This is a genomic window from Clostridium cuniculi (assembly GCF_004353185.1).
In the GTDB taxonomy this organism is placed as follows: domain Bacteria; phylum Bacillota; class Clostridia; order Clostridiales; family Clostridiaceae; genus Clostridium; species Clostridium cuniculi.
Map to the genome: position 1 here is coordinate 38,959 of NZ_SMUS01000005.1, position 11,709 is coordinate 50,667.

Annotated in this window: 11 protein-coding genes; 4 read left to right on the top strand and 7 right to left on the bottom strand. The window is 27.4% G+C overall.

Annotated elements, in window-relative coordinates:
* Nucleotides 1-188: 188 nt before the first annotated feature.
* On the bottom strand, nt 189-338 hold the full coding sequence (locus EJJ37_RS20040; RefSeq protein ID WP_166484650.1) for a hypothetical protein: 150 nt from the start codon (nt 336-338) through the stop codon (nt 189-191).
* 161 nt (nt 339-499) lie between these two features.
* On the opposite strand from EJJ37_RS20040, the gene plsY reads away from it, so the two are divergent.
* The 3 genes from plsY (at nt 500) to EJJ37_RS03275 (ending at nt 1,955) form a co-directional block, all read left to right on the top strand.
* On the top strand, nt 500-1,090 hold the full coding sequence (gene plsY, locus EJJ37_RS03265; RefSeq protein ID WP_133014161.1) for a glycerol-3-phosphate 1-O-acyltransferase PlsY: 591 nt from the start codon (nt 500-502) through the stop codon (nt 1,088-1,090).
* A 56-nt stretch (nt 1,091-1,146) separates the two neighbouring features.
* Nucleotides 1,147-1,407, top strand: coding sequence for a DUF1294 domain-containing protein (locus EJJ37_RS03270; protein WP_133014162.1), 261 nt, complete (start codon nt 1,147-1,149; stop codon nt 1,405-1,407).
* 125 nt (nt 1,408-1,532) lie between these two features.
* Entirely contained in the window at nt 1,533-1,955 is a 423-nt protein-coding gene (locus EJJ37_RS03275) for a zinc ribbon domain-containing protein (protein WP_133014163.1), read from the top strand.
* A gap of 47 nt (nt 1,956-2,002) precedes the next feature.
* Here EJJ37_RS03275 and EJJ37_RS03280 read toward each other — a convergent pair whose 3' ends face one another.
* Together EJJ37_RS03280 and EJJ37_RS03285 are read right to left on the bottom strand one after the other, a co-directional pair.
* Nucleotides 2,003-2,806 carry a class I SAM-dependent methyltransferase gene (locus tag EJJ37_RS03280; protein WP_133014164.1) on the bottom strand — a complete coding sequence of 268 codons (804 nt, stop codon included), beginning with the start codon at nt 2,804-2,806 and terminating at the stop codon, nt 2,003-2,005.
* A gap of 216 nt (nt 2,807-3,022) precedes the next feature.
* A complete protein-coding gene (locus EJJ37_RS03285) occupies nt 3,023-7,369 on the bottom strand; it encodes a PolC-type DNA polymerase III (protein ID WP_133014165.1) in 4,347 nt (1,448 codons plus the stop codon).
* Between the two features lie 164 nt (nt 7,370-7,533).
* Here EJJ37_RS03285 and EJJ37_RS03290 point away from each other — a divergent pair, with 164 nt between their 5' ends.
* Nucleotides 7,534-8,916, top strand: a complete 1,383-nt coding sequence (locus tag EJJ37_RS03290; protein WP_133014166.1) for a GTP pyrophosphokinase — start codon at nt 7,534-7,536, stop codon at nt 8,914-8,916.
* Between the two features lie 22 nt (nt 8,917-8,938).
* Here EJJ37_RS03290 and EJJ37_RS03295 read toward each other — a convergent pair whose 3' ends face one another.
* From EJJ37_RS03295 to EJJ37_RS03310, 4 genes are read right to left on the bottom strand one after another with little or no spacing between them, the layout of a single operon-like run.
* Nucleotides 8,939-9,883, bottom strand: a complete 945-nt coding sequence (locus EJJ37_RS03295; RefSeq protein WP_133014167.1) for a ribonuclease Z — start codon at nt 9,881-9,883, stop codon at nt 8,939-8,941.
* A 33-nt stretch (nt 9,884-9,916) separates the two neighbouring features.
* Nucleotides 9,917-10,657: a nuclease-related domain-containing protein gene (locus EJJ37_RS03300; protein ID WP_133014270.1), complete on the bottom strand. Its 741-nt coding sequence runs from the start codon at nt 10,655-10,657 to the stop codon at nt 9,917-9,919.
* A gap of 58 nt (nt 10,658-10,715) precedes the next feature.
* Nucleotides 10,716-11,288: a GNAT family N-acetyltransferase gene (locus EJJ37_RS03305; protein ID WP_133014168.1), complete on the bottom strand. Its 573-nt coding sequence runs from the start codon at nt 11,286-11,288 to the stop codon at nt 10,716-10,718.
* Between the two features lie 37 nt (nt 11,289-11,325).
* Nucleotides 11,326-11,628 (bottom strand): NUDIX hydrolase, encoded by a 303-nt coding sequence (locus EJJ37_RS03310; protein WP_133014169.1) that lies wholly within the window; start codon nt 11,626-11,628, stop codon nt 11,326-11,328.
* Nucleotides 11,629-11,709 lie beyond the last annotated feature (81 nt).

Consider the following 11,709-nt stretch of genomic DNA (forward strand, 5'->3'; position numbering starts at 1 on the left):
ATACCCTACTAATATTATCGATATAAATTTAGTACTCAAATTTATTGGTAATGAGTAATATTAATATAAGTTTTTATATTTTTAATATAAAAACTTATATTAATATTACTTATACTTTCCTAATTATATTTTTTTATGTTTACCATTTTTTTCTCCAATGTTATTACTTATATTTTTTTCATTAATTGTTATTTAATTAACCTACTAATTATATCTTTAACCTCTCTTTTAATATTCTTATAATAATATTTATAAAAATTTTTAATTTCGTAAACGTTCTCCAATATAGCATCACAAGTAATAAAAGTTATAATAGCAAATTCATCCCATTTATCCATATAAGATTTACCTCTCACTTCTTAATGTTATATTGTATGTTACTCTTTATATTATTGCTATTAAGACTATAAGCTTAGTAACTTTTTATTTATAAATATTTCTTGCATAATTTAATATTCTTAAATATTATATTTATGTAAAGATATATAAGGAGGTATATATGCTACCATTATTAATTGTTTTTTCATATCTTATGGGATCAATTCCTAGCGGATATATTTTAGTAAAAAAGAAACTTAATAAAGATGTAAGAAAATATGGAAGTGGTAACATTGGTGCTACCAATGTTAGAAGAGTTGCAGGTGAAAAACTTTCAAAAATAACAGCAATATGTGATATGATAAAAGCCATTATTCCAGTACTATTAACACGTATTTTAATTTGGAGTGATATACTAAAAACTGATGCAAGTTTAAGTTTATCATTAGTAGCCATTGCAGCAATATTAGGACATAACTATACTATCTTTTTAAAATTTAAAGGTGGTAAAGGTGTAGCTACTTCTGCAGCTGCTTTTATGATAGTTCTTCCTATACCTTTTTTAATTACAGCTGTAATTTTCTTCGGCTTAAAATTGGTAACAAAAATTGTTTCAATTCGTTCTTTAGCTGCTGGTGTTACATTATTTTTATCAACTCTTTTATTAGGCTATAATAAATATTATGTTTATGCTACTCTTTTTACTTGCCTTTTAGTATTTTGGAGACATAAAAGTAACATTGCTAGATTAATTAAAGGTGAAGAAAAATAAATTTTATAAAAACACTGAATTATATTTATATCAGTGTTTTTTCTTTAGGAGGTTTTATGAAATTTATATTTGTTTATATAGTATTTACCAACATACTACTTTTTACTCTTATGGCCATAGATAAACAAAAAGCTAAGTTGAGACAATGGCGAATAAGTGAAAAAACACTTTTTATATTAGCTCTTATAGGTGGTAGTATTGGAGGAATACTTGGAATGTATACTTTTAGACATAAAACAAAACACCTAAAATTCACATTAGGATTTCCAGCTATTATTTTACTTCAATTAACAGCTATATTCTTATTTTTTAATTAGAGTTTTGCATTGTTAATTTTTTATTCATTACTTGTTAATATAAAATAAATTGTACAACTCTTTAATTTATATTATAATTATTTTTAAAAACTATATATTTAATTTTTCTACTTTGGGGTGATTATATGAACTTTTTAAATGGCACTTATGGATTTGATTTATTATCAATAATATTAGTTCTTATATCTTGTATACTTAATATTTTTGATTACACTAGAATTTTAGGAGCACTTATTTTAATTTATGCTGTATATAGGGCATTTTCAAAAAAAATATATAAAAGAAAAGATGAATATAATGTTTTCTATACATATACAAATAAATTTTTAAAAAAATTTGGTAAATCTATCCCTTATAATTTACCTGTATATGATTTAAATAATTTATCTTATATGTTTGAGAACATAAAAATAAAATATACTCAATTTCGTAACTATAAAATCACTAAATGTCCTAACTGTAAACAAAAGCTTAGACTTCCAAGAGGTAAAGGTAATATAGTTGTTACTTGTAAAAAATGTTCAACTAAATTTGATTTTAGAACTTAATAATTAAAATAAAAAGGGTCATAAAGGCCCTTTTTTTATTTTCTATGTTAATTAATAGGCTTTTCGCCTTTTGCTATTAAGTTTAAAAATATTATTGTACATTTCTCTCTCTGAGAACTATCGCTACAAATTCTCATAATTTTAGCTAATCTCGGATTACTTCTACTAACCATTTTAATTATCTCTGGGGGTAATTTATTATCTCCAAGTATATTTTTTATACCAACCAAATCACTATGAACAGTTACCGCTTCAAAATCTAACTGTTCAAAGCCCGTATATTTTAGCATTTTAAGAAGTTTACGTCCAATTTCTCTATTCCACCCTGCCCTTTTTTCTATCTGACTAATAAAACCTCTCCCACTTTTAAATAACATATCTGGATCACTTACCCCATACATTCCTCTATCTGAATCAATAATTGCGACTATTCCTCCTGGTTTTAATAATCTATATATTTCTCTCGTTGCATCCATAGGGTTTTCTAGATGCTGAAATACAAATCTACAAACTACAAAATCATAACTATTTTCTTTAAGACCACTGTTTTTTATAGAGCCAAACTTTAAATTAAGTCTATTCTCTTCATAATCACTTAAACGCTCCTTTGAGATATCAAATAATTTCTTATCCACTTCTAAAGCAGTTACACAACTATGTGGTAAGTTTTCTAATAATAATTCGGTATATGCTCCTGTTCCTGAGCCAACATCTAATATCCTCATTCCATCCTTAAGTCCTAACCACTTTAAAGTTCTAAATTCTTTTTTCCACCCTAATTTAGCTTGAGTTTCAAGTCTATTTACCTCATTATTAAATCCAAGAATATTATAAATTGAATTGTAGCTCACATTAGTCTCCTTTAATTATTACTTAAATACATTTTATGTTTTGCATACAATAATTGTTCGTATTTTTATTTGTATAATTTATCTATAAAATAAATTTAAGTAAAAGCGGAAATGTTATTAAGGATAATATTATAGTTACAAAAACTATAATAGCTGAATATTCTTTTTAAATAAAAAAGACTAACCACCATTGATTAGTCCTTTTAAGTGTTTATTTTAAAATAATGATAATTGATTTGTTTCAGACATACCTTCTAAACAACCATGATTACTTAATGTCTCAATTACAGTTTTAGATACCTTTGATCTTAATCTTAGATCTTCTTTTGATATAAATTCACCATCTTTTCTTGCTTCTGCAATTGATTTAGCTGCGTTTACTCCCACCCCTTGTAAAGAACTTAGTGGTGGTCTTAATGCATTATCTACTATTAAGAATTTAGTTGCATCTGATTTATATAAATCTACCTTAAGCATTTTAAATCCTCTTTTATACATTTCAAAAGAAAGCTCTAAAACAGTTATTAATCCCTTGTCTTTTACAGTAGCTTGATTACCAAGTGCATATAACTCCTGAAGTTTTGCATGAACTGCAGTTTCTCCCTTACATATTAAATCTGCATCAAAATCATCTGCACCTCTTACTGTAAAGTAAGTTGCATAATATGCAAGTGGATAATATACCTTATAATAAGCAACTCTAACAGCCATCATAACATAAGCAACGGCATGACCTTTAGGGAACATGTACTTGATTCTTTTACAGCTTTCTATATACCAATCCTCAACATTATTTTCCTTCATGGTTTTTTCAAACTCTTCTGTTAAGCCCTTACCTTTTCTTACACTTTCCATTATTGTAAATGCAGTTTTAGGCTCAACACCTTTATACATAAGATAAACCATGATATCGTCTCTTGTTGCAATACAATCTCTAAGGGTAGTATATCCTTCTTTAATGAAGTATTGAGCATTATTAAGCCAAACGTCAGTACCATGAGAAAGTCCAGATATTCTAACTAAATCTGAGAATGTTTGTGGTTGTGTATCTACAAGCATTTGACGAACGAATTTTGTTCCAAACTCTGGTAAACCATAAGAACCAACTTCACATTCAAGTTCTTCTTTTGTAACACCTAAAGCTTCAGGCGATGTAAATAGAGACAGTACTTTTTTATCATTAAGAGGTATAGTCTTTGGATCTAAACCTGTTATATCTTGTAACATTCTAAGTACTGTCGGATCGTCGTGACCCAGTATATCAAGCTTTAAGAGTCTTCCTGAAATAGAATGGTAATCAAAATGTGTAGTTGTTACATCTGATGTAGCATCATCTGCTGGTCTTTGTATGGGTGTAAAATTATAAACATCTGTATAATTAGGTACAACCATGATTCCACCTGGATGCTGTCCTGTTGTTCTTTTAATACCTGTACATCCAATAGTTAATCTTTCAATTTCTGCTTGGGATGCAATTATCCCTTTTTGGTCTAAGTATTTCTTAACAAATCCATAAGCTGTTTTTTCTGCAACTGTACCTATTGTTCCAGCTTTAAATACGTATCCCTTTCCGAATAAAACTTCTGTGTATTTATGAATATCACCTTGGTTATCTCCAGAGAAGTTTAAGTCGATATCAGGTTCTTTATCTCCCTCAAATCCTAAGAAAGTTTCGAATGGAATATCGTGACCATCTTTTATATAAGGTACACCACAATCTGGACAATCCTTATCTTCTAAATCGGCTCCTGAACTTACAGAACCATCTAAGAAGAAATGTGACTTCTTACACTTAGGACATACATAATGTGGTGGCAATCCATTAACCTCTGTTATATCTGACATGGTTGCAACGAAAGATGAACCAACAGATCCTCTTGAACCTACTAGATATCCATCTGAATAAGATTTTGCAACTAACTTTTGTGCAATTAGATAAAGTACAGCATATCCGTTATTTATAATAGAATTTAACTCTTTATCTAATCTTTTTTGTACTACTTCCGGAAGTGGATCACCGTATATAGAGTGAACTTTACTCATTGTCATATTTCTAATCTCATCATCTGCACCTTCAATCTTAGGTGGATAAGTTTCATCAGGAATAGGTTTTAAATTTTCTTCTACAGAATTTGCTATTGCTTGTGGATTCTTAATAACTACTTCTTTAGCAATATCACTTCCTAAATAAGCAAATTCTTTTAACATCTCTTCTGTAGTTCTTAAATAAAGAGGAGGTTGATTATCAGCATCTCCAAATCCTTGTCCTGCCATAATTATTCTTCTAAATGCTTCATCATGTGGATCTAGAAAATGAACATCACAAGTTGCTACGGTAGGCTTATTAATTTCCTTTGCTAAATCATAAATTTTTCTATTAATGTCCTTAAGTTCATCTTCATCCTTTACTGAACCTTTTTCAATCATATAAGCATTATTGGCAATAGGTTGAATTTCTACATAATCATAAAAACTCATTACCTCTTTTATTTCTTCATCACTTTTACCACCAACTACAGATCTATAAATTTCTCCAGCTTCGCAAGCACCTCCAATTATAAGTCCTTCTCTCATTTCCATAAGTCTAGACCTTTTAGTTCTTGGCCTTCTAAAGAAATTATCTATATGTGCTTCTGATACAAGTTTATATAAATTCCTAATTCCAGCTTGAGTTTTAGCTAAAATTATTATGTGGTAAGTTGGTAATTTTTTAATATCAACTTTTTCTAAGAATATTTTATTTAGATCTTCTAAAGTTTCTACTTCCAATTCTTCTTTTATCTTTTTGAAGCATTCAACTAAAATATCAGCTGTTGCCTTAGCATCATCTACGGCCCTATGATGACTTTCAAGCTTAACCCCTAAATGTTTCGCTACAAGATTTAATTTTACAGATTTTAATTCTGGATATAAAAATCTACAAAGTGGAACTGTATCCACTATAGTTGGTGAAAATTCCAAACCTAAATCATTGCAATTCTTAGATATAAAGCTACAGTCAAAACTTGCATTATGTGCTACAACAACTGAATCCCCTATAAACTCTATAAACCTTGGTAATACCTCTTCTATTGCCTGTGCATCACTTACCATATCATCATTTATTCCTGTAAGTTCTGTTATATTATAAGGTATCGCTCTTCTTGGATTAACAAATTCACTAAAGTTATCTATAATAACTCCATTTTGAATTTTTACAGCGCCTATTTCTATTATTTTATCATTTTTAGATGAAAATCCTGTTGTTTCTAAGTCAAATACAACATAAGTATCATCTAAGTTTTGACCTTTTTCATTTAAAGCTAATGGTACACCATCATCTACTAAATATCCTTCTACTCCATAAATAACCTTTATTTTATTCTTTTTAGCTGCAATCTGTGCATCTGGGAATGCTTGAACACCACCATGATCTGTAATAGCTATAGCCGGATGACCCCATTTCGCTGCTCTCTCTACAATTTTTGAAACTGGTGTAACACCATCCATTGCACTCATTGTAGTATGGCAATGAAGCTCAACTCTTTTTTCTTCGGCTCCATCCATTTTCTCCATTTTTTTCATCTTCAAGATATCTCTACCCATTATAACTACTTCTCTTTGATAAGTGTCATATACAGCCTCACCTCTAACCTTACAGTAAAGACCTTTTTTAACATTATCAAGAACTTCATCTTTTTCCTGTGGTTTTAAGAAGCATTTAACTGTTATAGAGCTAGTATAATCAGTTATATAGAATGTTAATATTATCTTACCAGTTTTAGTTTCCATAGTTTCTACTTTAAATACATCTCCTAAAACTGCAACATATCCTGATCTTTCATTTATTTCATTTATTGGAGTAGCTTCAATAGAAATATTTCTACCATATATAGCATTTTCAGCCTTTGGTTCTCTCTTATAACTATTTTCTCTCTTTTCATATGGTTTCTTTTCAGCTGGCTTTTTCTCTGCTGGCTTACTTGCACCACTGGACTCTTTACTCATTTCTTGAGCTCTAGCCTGCATAGCTTTGTTTAACAGCTCTTTTTCTTCTTTTTCTCTTGCTGCATAGTCTATCACTACTTCCATTGATGGATCATATTTTATTTCAAATCTACAAGATATGCCAAACATTGCTTTAACAGTATCCTCTAAATTCTTTTCGCCACCTTTACCTTTTAGATGTTCTGTTAATTTATCATATCCATTAAATACAGATACTTTATTTTCATTAACTTCTTTCCTACAATTTAATAAAAGACTTTTACATAATGGTGTCTTTTTAATTGTTTCGGAAATACATTCAATCCAATGATTTTGTATTACTTCATCTAATGTAATATCTGAAGCATCTCTATAAAAAACTATTTCTACAGTAATTCTTATCATTAAAGTTTTACAAATAATTTTTTTAATTAGTTCCTCTTCTTCATGAGCTAATTTTTCTTTTCCTCTTAAAACAACTTTTAAAATCATACTTTTTCTCAAAAGTTGGAACTTTATAATTTTAAGTTCTTTATCTTCTAAACTTTCATGTTTGTTTATCTCAAGGGTTAGCTTTTTTATAATATCATCACTCAATCTTATACCCCCAATCTATTAAAATTTTCAACTACACCATTATAGCACAAATTTATTTTTGTTAAATACTATTAATAGATTATGAATTATTAGCAAAAACTAGATATATTGACTTTAAATTTGTATAATGATAATGATATTAATATATAGACAGAGGTGTAGCTTTGAATATTAAAGAATTTGACTATTTAGAAATAGCCTTAAATGAGTTAGAAAATAATAATGAAGCTTTAATTAAAGCTTCTATGAATTTAGAAAAATCATTTTTTACTATTTTGAATGAAAGTTATTGTGAGTTTTCAAATATTAGTTGTAGAGTTAAATCTGTAGAAAGTTTACGTGAAAAAATACTTAGAAATCATTATTATAAACGCTATCCTAATGCAAATGAACTTATATATAAATTAAGTGATCTTATTGGTATAAGAATTGAATGTAGATTTGGAGATGATGAAAAAAAGATTTATCGTTTTTTAAAAAAATATTTTAATAAAAAAGCTGATGATGATTTCTTCTTTAGCGATAATAGTGATAATATATTTCTTAAACTTTCTGGTAAACAGCCACAAAAACAAAAAAATGGCTTCACTATTTATAGAATTGATGGAAAATTTATTTATGATAATTTAACAATTCCCTTTGAATTACAAATTAAATCTCTTACAAATATGTTTTGGAGCGAAATAGAACATCAAATAATTTATAAAAATTCTAATTATGTTATTGAAGATAAATTCTTAAAAGACATAATGAATTCTATAAAAAATAATTTAACTATGATAGATAATCAACTATTAACAGTTTTAAAACATGTTGAATCAAAAAAAGCAAAAACCAATGCTTCAAACAAAAGACATCTCCAGGAAATAGTGTCAAAATTTATTTACGACATGTTTTCTAAAAAGATGGTAGAGTCTATTGATATGAATATTAATTTTAAAGATTCCTGTGAAACTATAGTTGAATATGTATTCTTTAAAAATAGTATTTCAAATGATTCTGATTATACTGAAATTTTAATAAATGCTTTAAATAGATTAAACTTAATTTCTGATGAAAAATTAGACTTTAATTCTTACTTAAACTTTGAAAGAAATGTAGTATATGATGATTCTTTCAAAAAAATTATTGGTGAATATTTTGAAAGTGTAATTAATAGTGAGTTTAATTGGAACTTATTCTTTAGAATTTTGTTTACACTAGAGCCTTTAGATAATGTAGGAGACTTTGAAAAGTTTTTATCTTACCTTAAAGCTAGTTATACAGAATCTAAATATATAAATAAACAAAAAGATATTTTAATATCTAGATTTAGTAATGATTTCTTAATAATTGATGATGCTATTAAATCCCAAATTGCTAAAACCTTAGTTTCTATTGATAAAATAGATATAGTATATGAATATGCTATTGAAGAAATTAATGATGTTGTTGAATATATTTATAAATATATTTATGATAATATAAATACTATTGAGCAATGGTTTAAAAATTCTGATGCTATATTACTACACTTACACAATGAAATATTAGAAGTTCTAGATTAGTTAAAGGAGTCTTAGCTTCTCATTACTGAGAAAAACTAAGACTCTTTATTAACCTTTCTTCACCTATTATTGTATTTTCAAAAATATTCCTTGCATTATCTTCATATAACTTTGGTTCTAACATAGCTGGAGTAAAATGAGTTAATAGTAGCTCTTTACAATTACTATCACTAGCAAGCTTTGCTGCTTCAGCAAATGTCATATGCTTATTTTTAATAGCTTTTTCTATATCATCATTATTTCCATATGTACCTTCACAAATAAATAAATCACTTTCCTTTATAAAATTAATCATTTGATCTTGTGGTCTACTATCTGTAATTAAACTTAATTTTATTCCTCTTCTCTCATCTCCAAGAACCATTTCTTTTTTATATTCTCTTCCTTCATATGTAATAACTTCTTCATTTCCTTTTTGTAGTTTATTCCATAAAACTTTAGGAACATTATTTTCTTCAGCCTTTTCTAGTGAGAACTTCCTATCACGCTTAAAGTAAAAGCTATATCCTAAACATGGTGATGAATGATCTACTTCTAAAGTGCTTAATCTTATTTGACACCCTTCATTCACTACTTCTAAACTTTCTTTATTTACATTTAAATTAACTTCCTTAGGATTTTCAATTATATTAACTTCATAAGGTAAATATTGTGCAATAACTCTAAGTCCATTTACTACTTCAGTTATTCCTTCCGGTCCTATTATCGTTAAAGGTTCTACCCTCCCACTATTACCTATAGTAGCTAAAAGTCCCGGAAGTCCAACAATATGATCTCCATGACAATGAGTTATACAAATTACATCAATTGATTTAAATCCCCATCCTACCATTCTCATAGAAACTTGTGTCCCCTCTCCACAATCTATAAGAATCTTTCTTCCCTTAAAATTTAAAAGGCTAGCAGATAAACCTCTAAATGGCATAGGCATTCCACCTCCACAACCCAATAAACATAAATCAACCATTACTATCACCACTTTTCTATATATTATGTTATACTAAATATTAATTCTGAAAGTACATTCTGGATAGTTTTTGCACCTCTTAAACTTTCCATATTTCCCTTTTTTCTTTTTTAACTTTCCTCCACATCTTGGGCATTTATTTTTTCTTAATTTCTTTTTAGCTTCTTTAATATTTCTTTTCACATTTTTTACATGAACTACTCTTTGCTTAAAACAATCAATATTAAGTTCATTAAGTTTTTTATAGATATAATCAACTTCTTCTTTTGTAAATTCTTTTTTTCTACTTCTTTTAATTACTTTATTTACTTTATTATAATATATAACTGTAGTTTCAGTATTAACTTTTAAGTTTGATCTTTTAGTAAATAAAATTATAGAGTTTATTTTCTTATATCTTAATGCTGGTATAACATCTTTTAATGCTTTAATATGTCCATTATTTTGTTTTATTGGATTTCTTAATACTTCTTTATTATTAAATAGTATTTGATTCCAGTTATCATCATATTCATTTCCAGTAATTATTCCCTTATAATTTTTTGTTTCAATAACAAATATTCCATATTGTGATATTACTATATGATCTATTTGTGCAGTTCCCTTTAATGTTTTTAATAGCAAATTATTTATTATCTTATATTTTCTTTTATTTAATTTACTTAATTTCTTAGCTACAAGCTTTTCCCCAACATATCCTTTTACTTTTGACTCATATGATTTTATTAGTATTAATATACTTATTAATACTAACACTACTACTCCTATTTTCATTTGTTTTCCTAATCTTTCTATTTATTTTCTAATATCATTTTGCCGTTTTAAATAATTATTATAAATTACAATCTTTTCTCTTACTCCATTCCTCATATAGTATTCCATAAAATAGCTCATCATGCCATTCATCTTTAAATCCTGTAAACTTTCTATTTTTTATAATATGTCCTTCTCTTCTCATTCCTATATTTTCCATAACACGGTATGACCCATAATTTTCAGCATCACAAGTTGCATATAATCTGTGTAACTTTAAATCTTCAAATGCAAACCTAACTAATTCCTTCCCTGCTTCTGTCATATATCCCTGTTTCCAATAATCCTTATGAAGTACCCATCCTAACATTGCCTCATATAATCCATCATTTAAGTAAATGCCACATCCTCCTATAACCTTTCCATTTTCTTTTAGCGTAATAGCAAAATCATATTGTGTACGTGGATTTTCATCTATATTAGATATACAATCATCTAAGAATTCAATAGTATCCTCTTCACTATTAGGTCCCCATATCATGTATTTTATATTTTCTAAATTACTTGCATATGCATGTACATCTTCAAAATCTGCATGAGTAAATTCTCTTAATATTAATCTTCTAGTTTCAACCTTATCATCTATTCTCATATAATATCCCTCCTAAAAATATAATTCCCATTAAATTTTAGTCTTCGTAAGTAATAATATGCTCAATTTCATTTTTTATATTTTTTAATTTTTCTTTAAAAAATGTTGGATATGCTCTATATTCCTTTAATTTATCTATAGGTAACCAATACATATTTTCTTTGACTCCTTGAGTATAACTATTACTATTTAGTTCTTGTGTTCCTCTAGGCTTCATTAAAAAATAATAGTTTTCTCTTTCATTTCCAGCAAAAAGAATATGGTCTTTTTCTATAATAATAGCTGCTGCACGATATCTAAACCATTTATTCTCCTTAGTAAATCCACAATCATACTTCATTTATACCTTCCCCCTTTTAATCTTATATACTAAATATTATAACAAATTTAAGCTACAAAAAATGTGCTACTAAACAATTAA